Genomic DNA, 23,238 nt, shown 5'->3' with positions numbered 1-23,238 from the left:
ATCGGCCGTTAACTTAAAATGTAAGCGTTCCATTAACCATAATTATACCAATTCCTGAGCATTCTGCGGGGCGAACGCGTTGTGCCCCAAGGAATGATCAATGAAACCGGCCCGCCTTATTATTCTAGCTGTCGCCGTGGTGGCAGCCGGCCTCGCCGGTCTTCTTGCGATGAACATGGCCGGTAGTGGCGGTGTCGTGACGAAGGTTCAATCCGTTATCGAGAAGGAGCCGACCGTCAACGTATTGGTCTCCAGCGCCAATCTTCCTGTCGGCGCGAGACTGGATGAGAAGGCCGTTCACTGGATGGCCTGGCCTCAGAACGGCGTTGTCCAGGGCTTCATTACCGAGACTGACCGGCCGGATGCGATCAAGGATCTGCAGGGCGCCGTCGTGCGCTTGCCCGTCTTCGAAGGAGAGCCGATCCGTCCGGAGAAGTTCGCCGATTCCAACAGTCGTATCCTGTCTTCGTTGCTGCCCGCCGGCAAGCGCGCCGTCGCGACCGAAATCTCCGTCGCGACCGGCGCCGGCGGCTTCATCCTCCCCAATGACCGCGTTGACGTCATCATGGTGCGCAAGGGGCAGGGTACGGACAAATACATAACCGAAACCGTGCTCAGCAATGTCCGCGTTCTCGCCATCGACCAGCAGATCGAGGAGAAGGAGGACGGCACCAAGGCCGCGGTCGGCACGACAGCAACGCTGGAGCTGACCCCCGACCAGACCAAAGTTCTGGCCGTCGCCCAGCAGATGGCCGATCGCCTTTCGCTCGCCCTGCGCTCCGTCGCCGACGCGCAGGAGCAGGATACCAGTGCGGCAGATTATCTGCTGAGCGGCGATAACGGCAGCGCAATCATCCAGGTCATCAAGTCCGGCTCCATCGTCACGGATGCCACCAGCTCAGTGAAGCCGGAGTAAGGGAAATGCAGATGGGCAACTCAAAACAGTGCACCAGGCTTTTCCTGGCCGGCTGCCTTTCTCTGGCAACGGCGGCGACGGGCGTTACACCGCTTTCCTTTCATGCGCCTTTCGACGTGAAGCAGGCCAACGCCGGCTCGGAAAGCCTCATCCGCATTTCGCAAAGCGGTCCCGGCGCACATCGCCGTCTGAAGCTCGGCCTCAACAAGGCTGTTGTCGTCGACCTGCCGGAAGACGCACATGACATTCTCGTCTCCGATCCCAGCATGGCCGATGCCGTGACCCGTACGTCGCGGCGCATCTATCTTTTTGGCAAGAAGGTCGGACAGACCAACATCTTCGTTTTCGGCGCCAGCGGCGAGGAGGTCGTCAGCCTTGATATCGAGATCGAGCGCGACGTTTCCGGTCTTGAGACCAATCTGCGCCGCTTCATTCCCGACTCCGCCATCAAAGTCGAGATCGTTTCTGATAATATCGTGCTGACGGGTACCGTTCGCACGCCGCAGGATGCAACCCAGGCAGCATCGCTCGCCGAGGCATTCCTGAAGGGCGGCGAGGCCACGACGCGCACGGAAACCGCTTCGGGTAGCGGCGGTGACAGTGCGGTTGCGCTCTTTGCCGAAAACCGCCAGGTCTCCCAGGTCGTTAACCTCCTGAAGATCGAGGGCGAAGACCAGGTTACGCTCAAGGTCACGATCGCGGAGGTCCGCCGTGAAGTCCTGAAACAGCTTGGCTTCGACAATCTCGTCACCAATTCCTCGGGCATGACGGTCGCCCAGCTCGGCAGCCCCTCGGCGGATACGGCCACATCCGTCGTCGGTGGTGGCCTCGCCGCACTCTTCAAGAACTCGATCGGCAAATACGATATTTCGACCTACCTGAATGCGTTGGAACAGGGCAAGGTCGTTCGCACGCTGGCCGAACCCACGTTGACGGCGATCTCCGGTCAGGCCGCGACTTTCAATTCCGGCGGTCAGGTTCTTTATTCAACGACGGACAACCAAGGCAACGTCACGGTCGTTCCCTATAACTACGGTATCAATCTGGCTTTCAAGCCGGTGGTCCTTTCTTCCGGCCGCATCAGCCTGCAGATCAAGACCAACGTCTCGGAGCCGGCGCCGTCGGTATCGGGTACCGCGCCCACCTATCAGCGCCGCTCGGCAGAGACTTCAGTCGAACTCCCTTCGGGCGGTTCGATCGCTCTTGCAGGCCTCATTCGGGACAACATTTCCCAGACGATGAACGGCACACCTGGCGTCTCGAAGATCCCGCTTCTCGGCACGCTCTTCCGCCAGAAGGGATTTGAGCGCCAGGAAACGGAGCTGGTCATCATCGCAACGCCCTATCTGGTGCGTCCGGTGGCGCGCAACCAGCTCAATCGTCCGGATGACAATTTCAGTCCGGAAAACGATGCCTCCGCCTTCTTCATGAACCGCGTCAACAAGGTTTACGGCAGCCGCCAGGCGCCGGTTGCCGATGCACAGTTCCACGGTTCCATCGGGTTTATCTACAAATGAGCGGAGCGCGGTCTGGACCGATGAAAAAGAACAGAGATCAGGCGATGGCTCCTTCGAATACGAGACAGTCCCGAGGCGCAAAACCACTGCTCGTGGCTGCTTCGCTCGCCGTTGCCATCCTTTCCGGCTGCGCCGGCCCGCGCGACCAACTGACGACGGGCGGCATCCCTGATGACTACCGGGAGCGCCATCCCATTGTCGTTACGGAAGCCGAGCAGACGGTAGACATTCCCGTCGCCTCTACCGATCGCCGCCTGACGATTGCCCAGCGTGAGCTGATCCGCGGCTTTGCAACCAACTATGTGTCGCGCGCCTCCGGCCCGGTCTATATCCTGTCTCCGGAAGGTTCACCGAATGCGGGAGCGGCCCGCGCCCTGCGCAGCCAGGTCCGGGCCGAACTTGCCTCGCGCGGTATCGCCAGCAACAAGATCATCAATACGTCCTATGCGGCAACCGGTCTCCTCGATGCTGCACCGCTGCGGCTGAGCTTTACCGGCACAACGGCGGTAACGACCCAGTGCGGCCAATGGCCGAAGGATATCACGGCCGACTTCACGAACCAGAACTATTACAATTTCGGCTGTGCCTCGCAGAACAACCTCGCCGCCCAGGTCGCCAATCCGGAAGATTTCGTCGCTCCGCGCGGCATGACCCCGATCGACGCAGAGCGGCGCAATCAGGCGATCCAGGAATACCGGACGACGACGTCCACGATCGAGGACGTCGATTCCGGCCAGACCGGTTTCTGATCAGGCGGGATGGAACGATGAGCACCGTCGACTACGAGATCAAGAATAACAGCGAACTCCGCCATGCCGAAGAGGCAATGCGCATGGGCGAACTGGAAAACATGCGGCCGCTGCCGCGCATCTCCGTTCATGCCTTCTGCGAGAGCGAAGGACTGCAGCGGGTGATGGAGCGCTGCGCCAATGACCGGCGCATGTCGAAAGTCAGTCTGCGCATCACCAGCGGCGGCACGGCTGCTGCTGCAAACATGTTCTCAGGCGCTCCGACGCCGAACCTGATCATCATCGAGACCAGGGCGAACTCCGCCGGCCTGCTCGCCGAACTGGCTCCGCTCGCTGCCGTCTGCGATCCCTCGACCAAGGTCATCATCGTCGGCTACTACAATGATATCGGTCTCTACCGCGATCTGATCCGCAACGGCATTTCCGAATATATGGTCCAACCCGTCGCCATGCCCGATATCATGGGCGCAATGGCGACGATCTTCGTCGATCCGGAAGCCGAGCCGCTTGGCCGCAGCATCGCCTTCATCGGCGCCAAGGGCGGGGTCGGCGCATCGACCATCGCTCATAATTGCGCCTTCGGCATCTCGAACCTGTTCTCGACCGAAACGATCCTGGCCGATCTCGACCTGCCCTATGGCACGGCGAACATCGATTTCGATCAGGATCCGGCGCAGGGCATTGCCGAGGCCGTCTTTGCGCCGGAGCGGCTTGACGAGGTTTTCCTCGACCGCCTGCTGACCAAATGCTCGGAGCATCTTTCGCTGCTGGCCGCCCCCTCGCTTCTCGACCGTGCCTATGATTTCGAGGGCCAGGCCTTCCAGCCTGTCATGGATGTGCTGCAGCGCAGCGCGCCCGTAACGGTGCTCGACGTTCCGCATGCCTGGTCGGACTGGACCCGTACGGTACTCTCAAGCGCCGACGAAGTGGTTATCTGCGCGGTTCCCGATCTCGCCAACCTGCGCAACACCAAGAACATGCTCGATGCGCTCCGCAAGATACGCCCGAACGACAAGGTACCGCATCTCATTCTCAATCAGGTCGGTATGCCGAAGCGGCCGGAAATCTCGGTTTCCGATTTCTGCGAGCCGCTGGAAGTCGAACCGATTGCCATCATTCCCTTCGATATCGGCCTCTTCGGAAACGCCGCCAACAGTGGCCGGATGATTTCGGAGGTCGATCCGAAGTCGCCGACGGCGGAGACTTTTTCGCAGATCTCGCACATCGTCACGGGTCGCGTGGCAATCAAGAAATCCAGGAAGGGCGGCCTTCTCGGCCTTCTGAAGCGTAAGTGAACGAGTAGAATTGGATCGGATCAATGTTCGGAAAACGCGGAAATGAAGGTTTCGGAAAGGCCGGTGCCGGCGGTGTCGCCGCTCCGCCGCCGCCGATGCCGGCTGCCGCCCCGGCAGCCCCATCCGGTCCCGCAGTGCTCGTCGAACCGTCGCGTGAGCCTGTCCGCCAGCAGGTGGCACCGCCGCCGATGCAGACGCCGCAGCGTAAGCGCCCGGCCCGGACAGACGAATATTACGATACCAAGGCGCAGGTCTTTTCCGCGCTGATCGATACGATTGACCTCTCGCAGCTTTCCAAGCTGGACGGCGAAAGCGCGCGCGAGGAAATCCGCGATATCGTCAACGATATCATCACCATCAAGAATTTCGCGATGTCGATCTCCGAGCAGGAGGAACTGCTCGAGGATATCTGCAATGACGTGCTGGGTTATGGTCCGCTGGAGCCGCTGCTGGCGCGCGACGACATTGCCGATATCATGGTCAATGGTGCTGGCCAGACCTTCATCGAAGTCGGCGGCAAGACGATCGAATCCGAAATCCGCTTCCGCGACAATTCGCAGCTTCTGTCGATCTGCCAGCGCATCGTCAGCCAGGTCGGCCGCCGCGTCGATGAATCGAGCCCGATCTGCGACGCGCGCCTGCCTGACGGCTCGCGTGTCAACGTCATCGCGCCACCGCTTTCCATCGATGGCCCGGCACTCACCATCCGCAAATTCAAGAAGGACAAGCTGACGCTTGATCAGCTGGTGCGCTTCGGCGCCATCACGCCGGAAGGCGCGACCATCCTGCAGATCATCGGCCGCGTTCGCTGCAACGTCATCATCTCCGGCGGTACGGGTTCCGGCAAGACCACGCTTCTGAACTGCCTGACGAACTACATCGACCGCGACGAGCGCGTTATCACCTGCGAGGATACGGCCGAACTGCAGCTCCAGCAGCCGCATGTGGTGCGCCTGGAAACTCGCCCGCCGAACATCGAAGGCGAGGGCGAAATCACCATGCGCGACCTCGTCAAGAACTGCCTGCGTATGCGCCCCGAACGCATCATCGTCGGCGAAGTGCGCGGACCTGAGGTTTTCGACCTTCTGCAGGCCATGAACACCGGCCACGACGGCTCCATGGGCACGATCCACGCCAACAACCCACGCGAATGCCTGAGCCGTATGGAATCGATGATCGCCATGGGCGGCTTCACCTTGCCGGCAAAGACCGTGCGCGAGATCATCTCCTCCTCGATCGACGTCATCATCCAGGCGCAGCGCCTGCGTGACGGTTCGCGTCGCATCACCCAGATCACCGAGGTGATCGGCATGGAAGGTGACGTCATCATCACTCAGGACCTGATGCGCTACGAGATCGAAGGCGAGGACGCCAGCGGCCGTCTGATTGGCCGCCATATGTCCGCCGGTATCGGCAAGCCGCATTTCTGGGATCGCGCCCGCTATTACAACGAAGAAAAACGCCTCGCCGCCGCGCTCGACGAGATGGAATCGAAATCGAAGGATTGAGATGTTTGGCATCGATCCGACAGTGCTGGCAATTGTCGTTCTCGCAGCCGTTGCGGCGGCCGCGGTGAGCTATGCCATATTGTTCTCGCGTATCGAGAGCGACAAGAAATCGGCAAGCCGCATCAACCGCGTCAAATCGGCCGAACTCGATCGCACCAAGGTCAAGGCCGCCCGCGACCGTGTGCAGGAACTGTCGAAGCGCCGCAAATCGGTGCAGGACAACCTGAAGGATCTCGAAAAGCGGCAGCACGAAAAGACCAAGAAGACACTGTCGCTGAAATCCCGCCTGGTGCAGGCGGGACTGCCGATCACGCCCGCCCGCTTCTATCTTTTCAGCGCGCTCTTCGCATTTGTGCTGCTGGTCGTGCTTTTCATCGCCGGCGCATCGACACCGATCATGCTTGGCGTGCCCGTGGTCGCAGGGCTTGGTCTGCCGCGCTGGGTGGTGGGCTTCCTCGTCTCGCGCCGGCAGAACAAGTTCCTCGATGAATTTCCGAATGCGCTCGACGTCATCGTCCGCTCCATCCGCTCCGGCCTCCCGCTGAACGATGCGATCCGCCTCGTTGCGACCGAGGGGGTCGAGCCCGTCAAGGGCGAATTCCGGCGTATCGTCGAATCGCAGCAGGTCGGACTCAGCGTACCCGAAGCCTGCGCCCGCATGACCAATCAGATGCCGTTGCAGGAAGTCAATTTCTTCGCGATCGTCATCGCCATCCAGTCGCAGGCCGGCGGCAACCTGTCGGAAGCGATCGGCAATCTCTCCAAGGTGTTGCGCGACCGCAAGAAGATGAAGGCCAAGGTAAAGGCGCTGTCGATGGAAGCCAAGGCATCTGCCGTCATCATCGGCGCCCTTCCATTCATCGTTGCCACGCTCGTCTACCTGACGTCGCCGCAATACATGATGATCCTGTTCACCGATCCGCGCGGCCACTTCATCATGGGCTTTTCGGCGGTCTGGATGTCGATCGGCATCTTCGTGATGCGCAACATGATCAACTTCGATATCTAGCGGGAGCAAAGCAGCATGTCGCAGGAACTCGCCGCAACATTGACCGATCCCGCCATGATCGTGGCGGTGCTCGTCGCCATCGCCGTCTTCGCCACCTTCTACACGCTTGCCGTTCCTTTTTTCGAGCGCGGTGATCTCAACAAGCGCATGAAGGCCGTCTCGACCGAGCGCGAGCAGATCCGCGCCCGCGAGCGCGCCCGTCTGAATGCCGATGTCGGCAGCAAGGCCACGCTCAGAAACCAGAACAATCGATCCGTCCGCCAGATCGTCGAGCGTTTCAACCTGCGCAAGGCGCTTGTCGACGACAACACGATGAACAAGTTGCGCGCGGCTGGTCTGCGCTCGGAAAATGCGCTGAATACCTTCCTCGTTGCGCGCTTTCTTCTGCCGTTTCTCTTCCTGGCCGTTGCCGCATTCTGGATGTTCGGCCTCGGCAATCTTGCCGACAAGGGCCTGCCGATACGAGTCTTCATCGTCATCGGTATCGCCTATATCGGCTTCTATGCACCGAACATCTATATCTCCAACCGTATGGGCAAGCGTCAGCTATCCATCAAGCGCGCCTGGCCGGACGCGCTGGACATGATGCTGATTTGCGTGGAATCGGGCATTTCCATCGAAGCGGCAATGCGTCGCGTCTCCGAAGAGCTCGGCGAACAATCGCCTCCGCTTGCCGAAGAAATGGTGCTGACGACCGCTGAGCTCTCCTTCCTGCCGGATCGCCGCGTCGCGCTCGAGAATCTCGCAACTCGCACCCAGATTGATCTCGTTCGTTCGGTCACCCAGGCACTGATGCAGGCGGACCGTTACGGCACGCCGGTTGCGACGGCGCTGCGCGTGCTTGCGCAGGAAGGCCGCGACGAACGTATGAACGAGGCGGAAAAGAAGGCTGCTGCCCTGCCGCCGAAGCTGACCGTTCCGATGATCCTCTTCTTCCTGCCGGTATTGGTCGCCGTCATCCTTGGTCCTGCCGGCATCCAGGTTGCCGACCGGTTCTGACGCTTGTCGCCGTCAAAAGATCCGACGACCCTGCTTTTCCGCGTGACTGGCGAAACGGATGGCGACCCATCGGTAAGCGCGGAACTTCGCGCCGCCCGCCTCGGCAACCCTTGATCACGTGAGCAATACCGGCAAAACTATACAGCGGTTTTGAGTCCGGAATTGTGTGAAAAATGGAGTTTTGCCATGTCCTCTCTGGGCATCTTTATCAGCATCATCAGCGCTTTGATGATCGGCGCCATGAGCCCCGGCCCGAGTTTCGTCGTCGTCTCGCGCATTGCCATTTCCCGTTCCCGCTTTGACGGGCTTGCCGCTGCACTCGGCATGGGCATCGGCGGCGTGACCTTTGCCATCCTTGCGCTTGCCGGCTTGACGGCGCTGCTTTCACAATTCGAGTGGTTCTATCTGGTGTTGAAGATCGCTGGCGGAGCCTACCTGCTCTATATCGCCTTCGCGATCTGGAAGGGAGCGAGCGAGCCGCTTGTATTGTCGGGCGATGTCGCCGGTAAAAGCGTGCCGGCACGCAGTTTTACGGCTGCTCTGCTGACGCAGTTGAGCAATCCGAAGACGATCGTTGTCTACGCCAGCATCTTTGCAGCACTGCTGCCCAAAACCGTGCCGGCGGAGCTTTTGCTGGCGCTGCCAGTGGGCGTCTTCCTGGTGGAGGCGGGATGGTATGCGATTGTGGCATTTGCCTTCTCGGCCCATCATCCGCGAAAGCTCTATATCGCCGCCAAGGTCTGGATCGACAGGGCGGCAGGCGCTGTCATGGCCGGCCTCGGCCTGCGTCTCATCCTCTCGGGACTGAGCAGCAAATAGGTCAGTTGGTGTTGGCGGCAGCAGGCGACGTCGTGTCTTTTGCCGCGAGCTTCTGCCAGGAGTTCTGCTGGGAAAGCATGCCGCGGAGATAGGCGACATTAGCATCGGCCTGCTGCGGCGAAAGCTCGCGCCGCGCAATCTGCTCGGCCTCGGGGAATCTGCCCTGCAGGCCGACGACGAGGGCAAGGTTCTGGCGCACGCGACTGTCGGCAGAAGGCTGGCCTGCCGCCGAGCGAAGATAGGTTTCCGCCGTGCGCAGATCGCCCGTCAGAAGATAGGACATGCCGAGGTTGGAAAGGATCGATGGCTCATTTGGCTGAATATCGAGCGCATCGCGGTAACGCTGGCGCGCGTCGCTTGGCTTGCCCATCTGATCGAGGATCGCGCCTTCCGCCGAGATCAGCCGCCAGTCGGGCCGATCGGGTGTCTGTGCCCTGCCGATCGTATCCAGCGCCTGCTGAAGCTGCCCCGCGGCGGCCTGCGCCTTGCCATAGGCGGCAAGCACGTTGCGGTCAGCGGGATTGGCGATGGCAACCTGCTGCATGACGGCGAGCGCTTGCGCGTCGCGTCCGTTCATGCGCAACAGATTGGCGTAGTTTACGCCGTTGACGGGATCGCGCGGGTTCTTCTCATAGGCCTGGCCGACGCGGTCGATGGCGGCCCGCAATTCGTTGGCATCCATCTGCTCGACTGGCCTGTCGAGTTTCGGGATCGAACCGGTTGTCATCCGATCCTTTGATGTTGTCGAGCAGCCGCCGAGGGCGAGCATGGCGAGAAGAGCCACGGTTCCCTGAAAAACACGCTTCTTAAAAGGGGTAGAGGCCGAGAAGGGCATTGCGCGTTCCTGAATAAATCGGCGCCTGACCTCGAAACGGAACAGGGAAAGGTTTGACGCAATCTTCGCTCCAGCAATAGTCTGTTAACCCTAACATACAGTTAAGAAATGATTCTGCCCCGCCGCTAAGGACAATCATGGCCCCCTTCCAATTCATCGAAAGACCCACGCCTTTCAACACCAAGGGTGGGTCGACGCTGCCCATCTTCGCCGTCACGCCCGCCCATATCGAAACCGGCACGATCGATCCGATCGCGCTCGATTGGGCCGGCAAGGCCGGCTACAAGGCGGAAAGMGGCTCGGTGCTGCTGATCCCCACCGCCGAGGGTCACCTCGGCGGCGCGCTCTTCGGCCTCGGCAGCAATCCATCGGAACAGCCTTTTATAACCGGCAAGCTCGCCCGCGCACTTCCGGCCGGCGACTGGCATGTCGAGACCGCACCGCTGACGGCCAACCGTCTGGCGCTCGGCTTCGGCCTCGGCAGCTACCGTTTCGACCGCTACAAGTCTGAAAAATCCCCGGCTGCGACGCTGATGATCCCGCGCGATGCCGACGGCAATGAGATCAAGCGCCAGCTCGCCGGCGTCTTCCTCGCCCGCGACCTGATCAATACGCCGACCAACGACATGGGTCCGGAGCAGCTCGAAGCTGCTTTCCGCGGCCTTGCCGCCCATTACAAGGCGGAGATGTCGGTCATCATCGGTGACGACCTGCTCAAGGAAAACTTCCCGCTGGTACACACTGTCGGCCGCGCCAGCGCCGACGCGCCGCGCCTGCTGGAGCTGCGCTGGGGCAAGAAGGGCCACCGCAAGGTGACGCTCGTCGGCAAGGGCGTCTGCTTCGACACCGGCGGCCTCGACATCAAGCCGGCTTCCTCCATGCTGCTGATGAAGAAGGACATGGGCGGTGCCGCGAACGTCATGGGCCTGGCGCTCATGATCATGGATGCCAAGCTGAAGGTGGACTTGCGCGTCATCATCCCGGTCGTCGAGAATTCCATCTCGTCGAATGCCTTCCGCCCCGGCGACATCTACAAGAGCCGCAAGGGTCTGACGGTCCAGATCGACAATACCGATGCCGAAGGTCGCCTGATTCTGGCCGATGCGCTCGCTTATGCAGACGAGGAAGAACCCGATCTGCTGATCGACATGGCGACCCTGACGGGTGCTGCTCGCGTTGCCCTCGGCCCCGATCTGCCGCCCTTCTTCACCGATGATGCGATCCTCGCTCACGACTTGACGGAAGCAAGCCTCGAGACGGACGATCCGCTCTGGCGGCTGCCGCTTTACGCCGGCTACGAGAAGGACATCCGCACCAAGTTTGCCGATATCACCAATGCTCCGGCGGGCGGTATGGCCGGTGCGATCACCGCAGCACTCTTCCTGAAGCGCTTCGTCAGCAAAGCAAAGAGCTGGGCGCATTTCGATATCTACGGCTGGGCACCGAACGAGCGCGCACATTCGCCTGGAGGCGGCGAGGCGCAGGCAATTCGCGCGCTTTACCACCATATCCGCCACAACGTCCGCTGAGCCGCCAAAGCATGTCGCGCAAAAGTGTGCAGCGGTTTGGCTATAACGACATGTGAAAGCAAAAGCCTTCGCTGAGCCAATCGTTAAAATTTTATTCACCTTGTGAGGCGGCATTCTGTGCCGCCTCTTGCTTGCGCGCTGTAACTGCCGGAAAATGAAACGTTAGCGTAACGATTTCCGGAGGGGCCGTGCCGATTGAACTGACCGCCTCGCAGGCGCTTGGCCTCTGGCACAGTGTGGCGCTCAACCAAGTCCGTCACGACAACAGAGATTTGACGTTGCGCCAGATGGCGATCCTGCTGCATATCTATCTGGTGCCGCCGCCGCATACCGTGCGCGGACTGGCTGCGACGCTGAACGTGACGAAGCCGGTCATCACCCGGGCGCTGGATACGATGGGGGAAATGGGCCTCGTCGATCGCGTCCGCGACGATGCCGACCGGCGCAACGTCATCATCAAGCGTACCGTTGGCGGCGCGCTTTATCTCGAAAAGCTCGGCGACCTCGTGCGCGAGCAGGGCCGCAAGCTTCCGGTCTGAGAGGCCCCCGGCTGAAAGGCCATCTGAAAGGAATGCCATGACGATGCTCGACCGCCGCCTCCACGCCTATCGCCCGGATCTCGCGGAAGCCGGCCTTGAGGGCAAGGTCGAAGCGACGCGCTTTGTGAACGGCACGCCGGCCCGCGTCTGCGTCCCGGTCGTTGCCTTGCGGCCCCAGCCGGACTTTGCCCGCGGCATCGACACGGAACTGCTCTATGGCGAGGATGTCACGATATTCGATCGCGCCGACGGCTGGTGCTGGGTCAAAGCCGCATCCGACGGCTATGTCGGCTACCTGCCCGAGGACGCAGTTGCAGAAGCAGCGACGGCCCCGACCCATATCGTCGTTCCGCAGCGCACCTTCCTCTATCCCGAACCGGAATTGCGTAAACCCTATAGGTCAGTGCTTTCCATGGGTAGCCGCGTCCATATTGCCGGCGAAGCGGAAGCGCGCGGCAATCACTATCTGGTCCTTGATGACGGCACTGCGATCTTCTCGAAGCACCTGCAGCCGCTGGGTGCCTTGGACGGCCAGGATTATGTCGATATCGCCGCCCGCTTTCTGGAAACGCCCTATCTCTGGGGCGGCCGTTCCGGCCTCGGCATCGATTGCTCCGGCCTCGTCCAGCTTGCGCTGCAGATGACCGGCAGAAGCGCGCCGCGGGATACCGACATGCAGGCGGCTGATCTCGGCGAGCCGATCGACCGTTCGGAAGTGCGCCGCGGCGATCTGGTCTTCTGGAAAGGCCACGTCGCCGTTTTCGAAGATCCGGAAATGATCATCCATGCCAACGGCCACACGATGACCGTTGCGCGCGAGAATTTCGAGGCCGCCGTCGAGCGCATCGGTTGGCTCTATGAGCAGCCGACCGGCTATCGCCGGCCGTTCTAAAATTGCGTAATCGCTCTAGGCAGTCGGTGGCTGTGGCCAATTTTTCACGCCACCCGTCCAGTTTTCGAAGGCTTTCGAAAGCCTGAGCACACGCATGTCATCGAAGCGCGGCCCGACGATCTGCAGGCCGATCGGCATGCCCTTCGAGAAGCCGCAATTGATGGACGACGCCGGCTGCTCCGACATGTTCCATGGCACCGTGAAGGCGATATGTTCGAAGGGCAGCTTCGGATCGTTGGTCGGCGAGGGCCATTCGGCCGGATAGGAGACGATCGGATTGGTCGGTGACAACACCGCATCGACCTCGGTGAAAAGCCGGCCGCAGGTCTTGCGCATCTCGATCGTCTGATTGAAACCCTTGACGGCATCCACGCCGCTGACATCGGCTCCGCCCTTCGCCCATTCGTAGATATAGGGAAGAATGCTCTCGCGGCGTTCCTCGCTGAGCCCGGCAATGTCGCCCCAGAAACGCGAGCGCCAGAAAGTGTCGAGCCCATCCAGCATGGCGCGCGTCAGCACTGGCGCGGCTGGAACAATCGTCGCTCCCGCCTTCTCGAAGAGCTTCGCGGCTGCTTCGACCGCTATCCTCACATCTTCATCGACCGCAAGACCGCAGCCGGCATCGAGCATCAGCCCGATCCGCATGCCGCTGAGATCGATATAGAGATCCATCCAGTCGAAGTCATTCGGCGGCAGGCTGGTGCCGTCGCGCCAGTCGGGACGGGAAAGGGTCGCCATGGAATAGGCGGCATCCTCCACGGTGCGGGTCATGGGCCCCGCACAGCGCCCGACATAATAGGGATCGACCGGAATGCGCCCATGGCTTGGCTTGAAGCCGAAGACGCCGGTCCAGCCCGCCGGCAGGCGCACAGAGCCGCCGATATCGGTGCCGACATGCAGCGGCCCGTAGCCGGCAGCGGTTGCCGCCGAGGCGCCAGCGCTCGAACCGCCGGGGTTTTGGGTGATGTCCCAGGGATTGCGGCTCAGAGGATGAAAGCTGGAAAGGCCCGAAGAGAGCATGCCGTAATCGGGGCAGGTCGTCTTGGCGAAGATGATTGCGCCGTCCTCCCGCAGACGAGCCGCCGCCGGGGCATCCGCTTCCGCGGGCTTCAGTTCGATCGCTTTCGTGCCAAGCGGTACTGGCTGGCCTTTGGTCGCGATCAGCTCTTTCAGCGTGACCGGGATGCCGTCCAGCGGACCGAGTGTTCGACCCTTCATCCAACGTTCGTTCGATGCCTTCGCCTGCTCGCGCGCCGCCTGCGGATCGTAGAGATAAAGCGCTGCGATCGAAGGTTCCCAGGCCTCGATATGCCTTTCGAGGGCAAGCCAGTATTCGAGCGGCGAGAGGCTTTTGTCAGTGAAGTGCTGCCGGAGCTCGCGAATGGTGAAATCGGTATCTAGCATGATCTGGTCTTTCGGGCGTTTTGTCTTGGGAGGACATCAGCGGCTCGCTTCGCGCGGGTCGAAAAGATCACGCAGCCCGTCACCCAGCATGTTGAAGCCGAAGACGGTGAGCGCGATCGCAAGGCCGGGCAGGATCGCCAGCCACGGGGCCAGCGACAGAAAGGTCTGGGCATCCGCCAGCATTCGCCCCCAGGTCGGTGCCGGCGGCGCCATGCCGAGGCCGAGGAAGGAAAGGCCGGCTTCCGTCAGGATCGCGAGGCCGAGCTGGATCGCCGCATGCACGATGATCTGGCTTATGATGTTCGGCAGCACATGTCGGACCGAGATCGTGAAGCGGCTGTTGCCGATCGCCTGCGCCGCCAGAACGTAATCTCGGCTCCAGGCCTGCAAGGAGGTAGCGAGCGTCACGCGGGCAAAGACAGGTACCATGAAGACCGCGATTGCCGTGATGGCGGTAAAGCGCCCCGGTCCCAGAAAGGCGCCGAGGATCATGGCCGAAAGGATCGGAGGTAGGGCGAAGATCACGTCGCAGGCGCGCATCATCAGCGTCTCATAGGGGCCACGGATCGCAGCCGCGGAAATGCCGGCGATCGAGCCAAGCGTCCCACCGATGGCGACCGCGCTGACGGCGATCGACAGCGAATTCCAGCATCCGACCATCAGCATGGAGAGCACATCGCGGCCGAACTGGTCCGTGCCAAGCAGGCCGAAGGCAAGCGGCGGCTGCAGCTTGTGAATGATCTGCATCTTTGCCGGAGGCAGCGGCGTCCAGACAAGCGACAGCAGGGCTATCGCGGCCAGAAAGCCAACGATCACGGCTCCGGCGATCAGATTCTTTCGCCGGCTAAGCCTGAAGCTTCTGCGTCGCGGAATGATGGCGGAGGAGACGATGGGTGCCATCATGCCGCCTTTCGCATGCGCGGATCGATCACGAGATAGGAGAGATCGACGATGAAGTTCATGACGATGACGAGGCTCGCGAAGAACAGCACGACATCCTGCATGACGATGATGTCGCGCTGCGACAGCGCCTGAAAGGCAAGCCGGCCAAGCCCCGGCAGGTTGAAGACGTTTTCGACCAGAACCGCGCCGGCAACGAGAAAGGTGAATTGCAGCCCGAGGATGGTCAGGATCGGGACCAGTGCATTCGGCACGATATGCCGCCAGAGCACGGTGCTGCGCGCCAATCCTTTGGCGACGGCCGTACGGGCGAAATCCTCATGCATTGTGTCGAGCACGGCAGATCGCGTCACGCGCGTCAGCACTCCGGCTTGTGGCAGAGCCAGCGCTACGGCCGGCATCACCAGCGCCTGCAATGCAGGCAGAAGCCCGGCGTCCCATCCCGGAAAACCGCCTGCCGGCATGAGACCGAGCGTAGTGGAAAACAGGATGATGAGCAGCAGCGCCACCCAGAAGGCCGGCACGGCGATGCTGACCTGCGAGAAGACCGTGGCAATCGCATCCACAATGCCGCCGCGCCGCGCCGCCGCCAGCACGCCGAGCGGCAAGGCAATCAAAACCGAGAGCATGATGGCGATCAGCGCGAGCGGCAGCGTCACTGCCAACCGCTCGATAATCAGCCCGGCGACCGGAACGCCATAGGTGTAGGATTGTCCGAGATTGCCCGAGAAGACACCGGCAAGCCATTGGCCGTAACGAAACAGAAGCGGCTGGTCTAGGCCGAGCTCATGCCGCAGCGCCGCCAGTGTCTCCGGGCTTGCCGAAGTGCCGAGCATAATCGAAGCAGGATCGCCGGGCAGCAGATCCATGACGGCGAAGATCACCAGCGATACAACGAGAAGGGTAATGGCAAGGCCGGCAAGGCGGCGGGAAAGCAGTGCGATCATATCGTCTTCATCACCCTGTCAGTCGCCGCCCGCACTCGGTTGTTTAATCTTCCCAGGAAACGTTGCTGAGAACGTTGGACGGGATCGGCTCGTTCTCCCACAGGCCCTTCAGCCTCTTGTCCCAGACGCCGAGCTTGGGCATAACGAAGAGGTAGAGCGCCGGCACGTCCTCGGCGAGGATCTTCTGTGCCTCGCCGTAGATCTTGGCCTGTTCGGCCGTATCAGTAGTCTCCTGCACCTTCTTCATGAGATCGTTGAAGGCGGGGTTCTTGTAGTTGAAGTAATAGGGATCACGCGAATAGATATCGATGTCCATCGGCTCGGCATGCGCGACGATCGTCATGTCGTAATCGCGGCTGGTCATCACATCCTTCACCCATTTCGCCGGAAATTCCGTGGGCTCGATGTTCATGGTCACGCCGATTTCGGCAAACATCGCCTGCATCACCTGCGCGCTGCGCGGGGCGTAGGTCATCTGTGGCGATTTTATCGTGAAGGTGAAACCACTGGGATAGCCGGCTTCGGCAAGCAGTGCCTTGGCCTTTTCGACATTGTAAGGCAGCACGCCTGTCGCGTCCTGATAACCGGGATCGTTCGGCGTATAGTGGCTGCCGATCGCCGTGCCGAGGCCGGACCACGCGCCGTCGATGACGGTCTGGCGGTCGATCGCCATCATCAGGGCCTGACGCACGCGCTTGTCGTCGAAAGGCTTGCGGGCATTGTTCATGCCTGCAACGACCTTGAGCTCGGTATTGCCGACCTTGGTCGCGAGACGCGCGTCGCCATCGAAGGAGCTCATCAGCTCCGGCGCGGCAAATTCCGGAAAGGCGTCAAGATCGCCGGATTTCAGTGCTGCCGCCTGTGCCTGCGGATCGTTGATGAAGCGGAAGGTCACCTTTTCGAGCTTGGCCGTGCCGTCCTTGTTCCAGTAGTCGGCGTTCTTGACCAGTTCCACATGATCGCCCTTGGCCCAGGTGGAGAATTTGAACGGTCCGGTACCGACAGGCGTCGTCTTGTCGTCCGCTGCAGACTTCGGGCCGACCATGACGGAGGCCGGCCAGCCGAGCCAGTAGATCAGGCTGCCGGTCGGGGCGGAAAGATGCAACACCAATGTTTCGGCATCGGGTGTGTCGATGGAGGCGATCGACGCGAAGAAGCGCTTCTGCGGATTGACGGAATCCTTGCCGCGGGCGCGGTCGAGAGCGAACTTGGCGGCGGCCGAATCGAAGGCCTCGCCGTCGTGGAATTTCACGCCGCTCTGCAGCTTGAACGTATAGGTCAGGCCATCGGGGGAAATTTCCCAGCTCTTGGCGAGCTGCGGCTGCACCTTACCGGTCTCGTCGATGCTGACCAGCCCTTCGAAGACATTCTGCCAGGTGACCTGGCCGATGGCGACCGGTGCGGCGATCGTCGGGTCGAGTCCAGCAGGCTCGACGCTCATACCGAGATTGAGTGTGGTCTTGGCGGCTTCGGCGGGCGTCAGCGCCAGCATCATGATGCCGGCGAAAAGCGCCGCACCAATGGAAAGACGCCGCATGAGACGCGCCGACGGCACGAGCGAGACCTTGATCATCCTGTTCCCCTGTTTGGTTCCGCTGCTTGGCGGATCCCTTTTGCGAGTAGAGTGACACTACGGCAGTGCACACACAATGACGATTTTGTGTGCTCAGCGTAGCCGAAAAAGCTACACCGCAATTCTTGCCTTGATGCAAGTCCGCGAGTTCTACTCTTTGCTGTCGGTCTTGCGGTTCGATTGCTCGCGCATGAAGCGTTCGATGAAATCGAGAAGCTTCGTTGCGGCAAAGGAAAGCTGTCGATCGGGCGCCACGCAGAGATCGACATGCGTGCGGATGCTGGTCTTGCCGGCAAAGGGAATGGCGCAGAGCTGCCCGGCCTCGATCTCGCGGCGAACGGTCAGCGCCGGCAGCAGCGTCACCGCCGCGTTGCTCAACACCAGTTCCTTGAGCATCTCCAGCGAACTTGTCACAAAAACCGGATCGAGGCTGAGCCCTTCCTTCTCGAAGAGCGCGTCGAAGGCCTGGCGAAAACCAAAGGATTGATCGGGCAGAGCCAGCGCGTAATCGGCCAATTCCTTCAGGGGAATATCCGGACGCGCCGCTGCGGGGTGGCTCGGCGAGGTGATGAGGTCGTAGGCGATTTCCGAGCGCAGCCGCACCTTGGTGCCGGACATCGGCGGCGCAAACAGGGTCACCCCAATATCGGCTTCCGCACTGTTGACCGCTTCGATGGCCGCCCGTGCGCTGGTGATCGTCACGGCAAAGCGCAGCTTGGGATATTTCAGGCTGAATTCGGCCAGCGCAGGCGCAAGCAGATTAGCAACGGTTGCGCCGTTTGCATAAATGTTGACGCGGCCGCGCTGCAGGCCCTTCAGATCCTCAATCAGCTGCTGCACATGATCGAGCTCGCGCAGGGTGCGCCCGGCACGCGCCGCCAGCAGCTCGCCGGCAGCCGTCAGCTTCACACCGCGGGCGCTGCGTTCCACAAGGGGCGCGCCGAAGTGGTATTCGAGGTTCTCGATCTGCCGGCTGATGGCCGTCGGCGCGACATTCAGGTTTTCGGCGGCCTGGCGCATGGAGTTGGTTCGCACCAGCTCGTCGAAATACATCAGCGCCCGAATCTGCATTCACCCGTTCTCCGCCGTGAGGCTCTTTTATGTAATCTAGGCAACTAGCGTCCGGCCGGATAGCGGTCGCGCCATGCCATCAGCGCATCCGGCACCGGAAGCGCCGTCGCCTCGTAGACGCCGCGCGCGATCGCCCGCGCCATGACGATCCCGGCCAGATGACACAATTCCATCAGGCTTGCCATGTCGTTGCGCTTGTGTTTGCCGGTGGAAGCCGCAAAAATCGTATCGCCATCGAGCGGCAGGTGGGCGGGCAACACGGCGCGGGCCAGCCCGTCATGGGCGACGATGGAAAGCCGGTGCGCCTCCGCCTTGATCAGCGATGCATCGGTGACGATGGCGCCGATCGTCGTGGCCGTCGTCTTCACGCCCTTCAGCCGCAGGCTGTGGTCCATCAGGCTGGGCAAGCCGAGCCCGCCGAATTCTGCATTCTGTTCGAAGGGGGCGGCCCAGAAATGCGGGCCTTCGCCGATCGTCGCCGTACCGACGGCATTGACGGCGACGATGGCCGCGATGCGATGCCCGGCGCTGCTGACCGCACTTGCCGAGCCGAGCCCGCCCTTGAAGGTCGCGGTCGTTGCCCCCGTGCCCGCACCAACGGTGCCGAGATCGAACGCGCCCTTGCAGGCGGCTTTCACGGCCTCATAGCCCATCTCGCGATAGGGCGAATGCACGCCCCAATCCTTGTCGCCGCCATTCAGCAGATCCATCAGGATCGCCTGGGGCACGATCGGAATGCGAACCGGGCCGACCTGAAATCCACGTCCCATCTCTCGCAAGCCTGCTTGCACGCCGCCCGCAGCGTCGAGACCGAAGGCCGATCCGCCCGACAGCACGAAGGCGTCGACAGCATCGACGACCATGGAAGGGTCGAGCAGCGCTGTATCGCGCCCGCCCGGCGCACCGCCGAGCACGCTGCCGGAAGCGACTGCCGGTTCATCGAAGACAATGGCCGTGACGCCGGAACCAAGCGAGAGGTCGGTTGCGTGGCCGACGGAGACGCCTTCAATATCGGTGAGGAGGTTGAGAAGATCGGACAAGCGCTGGCTCCTGTCTTGAAGGGAAGCGCGCCGATAGGAAGTCAAATGCGTTTAAAAGACAAGACTGGCAAAAAACAAGACCGGCCCGTTTTGCCGGGCCGGTCGGAAATCCTCTGAGTATTAAAGCCGCGTTCTGCGTCAGGCATGAAGGGGCTTCGGGTGGCGGCGGGTCATCAGGTCGTGAATGGCCAGCTTCACCTCGGCGGGCGAGCTGAAATGCTGCTCGTCGAGGTCATGGACATGGAACTTGACGGCAATGAACTTCAACCGGTCATCGTCCGGAATGACGATCCCGACCGGGATGCCTGCATATTCGATAACTTCTTTTTTCATGCGTAGAACTCCTGCCGCGCGGATGCGCTGGCTATGGCGAATTGACTTGTCTGTTACCGTTGAAAGGGGACGAACGTCACATTCGACAGTTCGGGCGGGAGAGGGCGCCCGGACGGTCATTGCCAAGCACAGATCGCCCAAGGACTCTGGCGAGAATTGCGAAATCGATCATGTCTCGTTCCTTGTATTGGCGTTGCACTTGCGTGGTCCCGGTAGAGCCCGGGGCCGGTGAAAGACCATCTCTTTAATCTACTAACTTAGTAGAGAATAGCTGATGGCCTATAAGAAACATATTCCGAAACGTGTCAAAATATCGGCGATCCGAAAAATTTCATTCCACCACATTTCAATTTGCAGGAAGAATTGTATCACGCCTTCGTGCAATCAATGTGACGGTTCGAGACGCCTCGAAATCGCCGAGGCAGACATAGGAAGTCGATTTGATTCCGGCAATGGGGCTTTTCGTTAAAAATCGCAAAGCCTCGAAAAGACCGAAATGGTTAACGGCCGAAGTTCCCCCGTCTACCAGCCTTCTCGAAGCACCTTTTCCAGCATGTCGACGAAGAAATCAGCACTTTGTTCGGTCAGGCAGAGCGGTGGTTTGATCTTCAACACGTTCAGGTGATCACCTGTCGGCTGCATGATGACGCCGAGTTCCAGCAGCCGGTCGCAGATCGCCGCCGTCTCTTCGGTCGCCGGCTCCAGCGTCGTTCTGTCGCGCACGAATTCGAGGCCGAGATAGAGGCCCATGCCATGCACGGCGCCGACGATCGGGTAGCTGTCGATGAGTGCTGCCAGCCGCGCCTTCAGATGGTCGCCCACCTCCCGGGCATTATCCTGCAGCCGCTCCTCGGCCATGACATCGAGAACCGTCATGCCGGCAACGCAACTGACCGGGCTGCCGCCGGCCGAGGAGAAGAAATAGCCTTCCTTCTCCAGCGAAACGGCGATCTCCTTCGTCGTGATGACGGCGCCGAGCGGATGGCCATCGCCCATGCCCTTGGCGATGGTGATGATATCGGGCACGACGCCTTGCTGCTCGAAGCCCCAGAAATAATGGCCGAGCCGCCCATAGCCCACCTGCACCTCGTCGGCGATGCAGAGGCCGCCGCGCTCCCGCACCTGCCGGTAGACCTCCGTGAGATAGCCGTCGGGCAGTGGAATGCCGCCGGCATTGCCATAGACCGATTCAGCAATGAAGCCGGCCAGCCCTTCGCCCTTGGCATCGATGGCCTCCAGCACCGGCATCACGGTGCCGAGATAATCTGCAGTCGACTCCGGCCCGCGGAACTGGCCGCGATAGGTATTGGGCGAAACGACGGCGTGAACCCAGTCCGGCCTTGTCGTCAGCGCCTGCGGATTGTCGGCAATAGAGGTGGAGACCGCGTCGCTTGCCACCGACCAGCCGTGATAGCCCTCCAGCAGGCAGACCATGTTGCGTCGGCCGCTATGCGCCCAGGCAAGCCGCAGCGCCAGGTCGTTGGCTTCCGAGCCGCTGTTGACCAGGAACACGGCATCCACGCCGTCGGGCGCCAGCGATGCTAGGCTCTCCGAGAATTCCGCGACGGCGGCATAGTGGAAGCGCGAATTGGTGTTCAGCATCAGCCATTGCTGGCCGATCGCTTCCGCCATGCGCGGATGACCATGGCCGAGGATCGTGACATTGTTGACCATGTCGAGATAGGCGCGACCCTCGATATCGAAGAGATGCTCCTTCCAGCCGCGCTCGATCTGCGGCGGGTGCGCGTAATAATTCTTCTGCGGACTGGCGAAATGCGCCTGCCGCAGCTCGAGAAGCGCTGCCGTTTCGGGTTTTGGTGCATCGGCACCCGGCCCGAGGAGCACCGAAGGCGAGGGGCAGAGCGCGGACCACGCCTCGGCTTGTTGCGGTGTCGAAAAGAGTGGCGGCTCGAAGCCGGCGATGCTGCAAAGCTGCAGGCGCAATCCGCCGAGTGAGGACGTCTCGCCGGAGACCGTGCCGAGCCCCTGACCGGCGGCGACCTCGCTGCCGTCCTCGACTGAAAGCTCGATGCCGTCGATATGCAGCTTCATGTCGGGGCCTGTGAGGACCAGATGTTGGTCGTACCAGGTGATCCGACCGGCAAAGGGCGCCGCAACGACGCTGCCTGCCGCAAGGCAGATATCCATATGCAGGGCATAGGTCGCCTGGACTTTTGCGTGGTGCAAGCCGGCACGGGACAGGCGATATTCGCCGTAACGCGTCGCCGCGGTTCCCGTTTCCGCCGCAGCACGGGCAAGAAGCCGCCAGTCCATGTCGGTCGCCAGCCAGTTGCCGTCAGAAAAATGCGGGCTCTGCACGCCGAGATCGACATAGGCGATGGCTGCAGGATCGATCTCCGGCAAGAGCGACTGCCAGTCCGTCGTATTGACACCGGCAATATCGACACCGGCCGCTTTCAGGATAGCCGCTTCCATCAGTTCGAACGGTACGGACATCGCCGTATCGAAGATGCGCCGTTCGCCCTCCAGATTTCCTCTGACATAGTCATTGTCAGGGTCGATCGCGATCTGCTGCTCGCTGCTGGCGACGAGGATGACGGCGCGCGCCACGATGAGCGGCCAGAGTGCCTTCAGCTCGTCCTCGATCAGCGGATAGATCTCGTGATAGGCTTTCACTGCCGGCAGGATGTAAAAGGGATCGCCATCTGCCTGATGCAGCAGAGAGGCGCAGGTCACGGCAAGGTCGCCGACCAGCCAGCCGCGGATGATGTCGCCGAAATCGATCACGCCGTCGGGAACAGGCCGCCCGTGCAGATCAGGGCGGCTGACGACATTATCACCCGTCACGTCGTGATGAACCGCCTGAAGCCGCAGTGACGGCGCAAGCGGCTGGATGCGGCGCACAGCCATGACCATCGTCTTGGCGATCCTGTCGCGCGCGGCGCTGTCGGTAATGGAGGAAAGCAGTTGCACGGCCACGGGCCCGGCGCGGCGCAGGTCCCATTGCAGGCTGCGGTCGAGTCCGGGATGGGTAAAATCGGCAAGCGCCTCAGCCAGCCGCGCGCAGAGCGCGCCGAGCGCCGCGACCGAGGCGGGCGCGAGATAGGCACGGTGGGTCAGGCCTTCGCCTTCGAGATATTCCAGCAAACGGACCTGGTAATCCTGCTCCCGCACGCTGACGGAAACGATCTCCTGCCCCTCGGTGGACGCCATCACGTTGGGAACACGCGGCGCACTCGCCTTGGCGCGCAAATGGTGGATCGCCGCATTCTGCGCCTCGAGCTCTTCTGTCTCGTAGGCGGCATGGCAGATCTTCAGCACATAGCGGCCGTCTTCCGTGTCGAGCCGGTAGTTGCGGTCCTGCTGGCTGCCGAGTTCGGACAGCGTGCCGGAAAGCCCGTA

At 61.5% G+C, this 23,238-nt stretch carries 20 protein-coding genes and 1 riboswitch; of the genes, 11 read left to right on the top strand and 9 right to left on the bottom strand.

Features of this window, described 5'->3' with window-relative positions; all coding sequences use genetic code 11:
* Positions 1 to 100: 100 nt before the first annotated feature.
* The 8 genes from cpaB (at position 101) to AC1DTN_RS15545 (ending at position 8,812) form a co-directional block, all read left to right on the top strand.
* On the top strand, positions 101 to 916 hold the full coding sequence (cpaB, locus tag AC1DTN_RS15580) for a Flp pilus assembly protein CpaB (protein WP_477921621.1): 816 nt from the start codon (positions 101 to 103) through the stop codon (positions 914 to 916).
* 5 nt (positions 917 to 921) lie between these two features.
* Complete coding sequence (locus AC1DTN_RS15575) at positions 922 to 2,433, top strand: type II and III secretion system protein family protein (protein ID WP_477921620.1); 1,512 nt, start codon at positions 922 to 924, stop codon at positions 2,431 to 2,433.
* Complete coding sequence (locus AC1DTN_RS15570; protein ID WP_113320567.1) at positions 2,430 to 3,182, top strand: CpaD family pilus assembly protein; 753 nt, start codon at positions 2,430 to 2,432, stop codon at positions 3,180 to 3,182. Before AC1DTN_RS15575 ends, AC1DTN_RS15570 begins: the two co-directional genes overlap by 4 nt.
* A gap of 17 nt (positions 3,183 to 3,199) precedes the next feature.
* Complete coding sequence (locus AC1DTN_RS15565; RefSeq protein ID WP_477921619.1) at positions 3,200 to 4,477, top strand: CpaE/TadZ family protein; 1,278 nt, start codon at positions 3,200 to 3,202, stop codon at positions 4,475 to 4,477.
* A 23-nt stretch (positions 4,478 to 4,500) separates the two neighbouring features.
* Positions 4,501 to 5,985, top strand: a complete 1,485-nt coding sequence (locus AC1DTN_RS15560) for a CpaF family protein (protein WP_477921617.1) — start codon at positions 4,501 to 4,503, stop codon at positions 5,983 to 5,985.
* A 1-nt stretch (position 5,986) separates the two neighbouring features.
* Positions 5,987 to 6,994, top strand: a complete 1,008-nt coding sequence (locus AC1DTN_RS15555) for a type II secretion system F family protein (protein ID WP_037100577.1) — start codon at positions 5,987 to 5,989, stop codon at positions 6,992 to 6,994.
* Between the two features lie 15 nt (positions 6,995 to 7,009).
* Complete coding sequence (locus AC1DTN_RS15550; RefSeq protein WP_007827278.1) at positions 7,010 to 7,993, top strand: type II secretion system F family protein; 984 nt, start codon at positions 7,010 to 7,012, stop codon at positions 7,991 to 7,993.
* A 32-nt stretch (positions 7,994 to 8,025) separates the two neighbouring features.
* Positions 8,026 to 8,105: riboswitch (ZMP/ZTP riboswitch) on the top strand.
* Positions 8,106 to 8,179: 74 nt separating this feature from the next.
* A complete protein-coding gene (locus AC1DTN_RS15545) occupies positions 8,180 to 8,812 on the top strand; it encodes a LysE family translocator (protein ID WP_477921615.1) in 633 nt (210 codons plus the stop codon).
* Between the two features lies 1 nt (position 8,813).
* On the opposite strand, the gene AC1DTN_RS15540 is transcribed toward AC1DTN_RS15545, so the two are convergent.
* A complete protein-coding gene (locus AC1DTN_RS15540; RefSeq protein ID WP_037100581.1) occupies positions 8,814 to 9,647 on the bottom strand; it encodes a tetratricopeptide repeat protein in 834 nt (277 codons plus the stop codon).
* A 137-nt stretch (positions 9,648 to 9,784) separates the two neighbouring features.
* Between AC1DTN_RS15540 and AC1DTN_RS15535 the strand changes: the two genes are divergently transcribed.
* From AC1DTN_RS15535 to AC1DTN_RS15525, 3 genes are all read left to right on the top strand, one after another.
* A complete protein-coding gene (locus AC1DTN_RS15535; protein ID WP_477921613.1) occupies positions 9,785 to 11,176 on the top strand; it encodes a leucyl aminopeptidase family protein in 1,392 nt (463 codons plus the stop codon).
* A 188-nt stretch (positions 11,177 to 11,364) separates the two neighbouring features.
* Positions 11,365 to 11,715: a MarR family transcriptional regulator gene (locus AC1DTN_RS15530; protein ID WP_037100586.1), complete on the top strand. Its 351-nt coding sequence runs from the start codon at positions 11,365 to 11,367 to the stop codon at positions 11,713 to 11,715.
* Between the two features lie 37 nt (positions 11,716 to 11,752).
* A complete protein-coding gene (locus tag AC1DTN_RS15525; protein WP_477921612.1) occupies positions 11,753 to 12,607 on the top strand; it encodes a C40 family peptidase in 855 nt (284 codons plus the stop codon).
* A 15-nt stretch (positions 12,608 to 12,622) separates the two neighbouring features.
* Here the strand turns inward: AC1DTN_RS15525 and AC1DTN_RS15520 are convergent, their stop codons facing one another.
* The 8 genes from AC1DTN_RS15520 to AC1DTN_RS15485 form a co-directional block, all read right to left on the bottom strand.
* Positions 12,623 to 14,011 (bottom strand): amidase, encoded by a 1,389-nt coding sequence (locus AC1DTN_RS15520; protein ID WP_477921611.1) that lies wholly within the window; start codon positions 14,009 to 14,011, stop codon positions 12,623 to 12,625.
* 36 nt (positions 14,012 to 14,047) lie between these two features.
* The gene (locus AC1DTN_RS15515) at positions 14,048 to 14,911 is read right to left on the bottom strand and encodes an ABC transporter permease (RefSeq protein WP_477921759.1); all 864 of its coding nucleotides are present in this window, start codon (positions 14,909 to 14,911) and stop codon (positions 14,048 to 14,050) included.
* Positions 14,911 to 15,858, bottom strand: a complete 948-nt coding sequence (locus AC1DTN_RS15510; protein WP_439017047.1) for an ABC transporter permease — start codon at positions 15,856 to 15,858, stop codon at positions 14,911 to 14,913. Before AC1DTN_RS15510 ends, AC1DTN_RS15515 begins: the two co-directional genes overlap by 1 nt.
* 43 nt (positions 15,859 to 15,901) lie before the next feature.
* Positions 15,902 to 17,431, bottom strand: coding sequence for an ABC transporter substrate-binding protein (locus AC1DTN_RS15505; protein WP_439017048.1), 1,530 nt, complete (start codon positions 17,429 to 17,431; stop codon positions 15,902 to 15,904).
* Between the two features lie 150 nt (positions 17,432 to 17,581).
* Positions 17,582 to 18,502, bottom strand: a complete 921-nt coding sequence (locus AC1DTN_RS15500; protein WP_439017049.1) for a LysR family transcriptional regulator — start codon at positions 18,500 to 18,502, stop codon at positions 17,582 to 17,584.
* A gap of 44 nt (positions 18,503 to 18,546) precedes the next feature.
* Positions 18,547 to 19,542 carry a P1 family peptidase gene (locus AC1DTN_RS15495; RefSeq protein ID WP_439017050.1) on the bottom strand — a complete coding sequence of 332 codons (996 nt, stop codon included), beginning with the start codon at positions 19,540 to 19,542 and terminating at the stop codon, positions 18,547 to 18,549.
* Between the two features lie 138 nt (positions 19,543 to 19,680).
* Positions 19,681 to 19,875, bottom strand: coding sequence for a hypothetical protein (locus AC1DTN_RS15490; protein WP_025669973.1), 195 nt, complete (start codon positions 19,873 to 19,875; stop codon positions 19,681 to 19,683).
* Between the two features lie 522 nt (positions 19,876 to 20,397).
* A partial coding sequence (locus tag AC1DTN_RS15485) for an aminotransferase (protein ID WP_477921609.1) occupies positions 20,398 to 23,238 on the bottom strand: 2,841 nt, incomplete at its 5' end.

It is taken from the genome of Rhizobium sp. 01T444 (assembly GCF_056398305.1).
The sequence above is the reverse complement of the archived record's forward strand: the minus strand, read 5'-3'. Positions and strand labels throughout refer to the sequence as shown.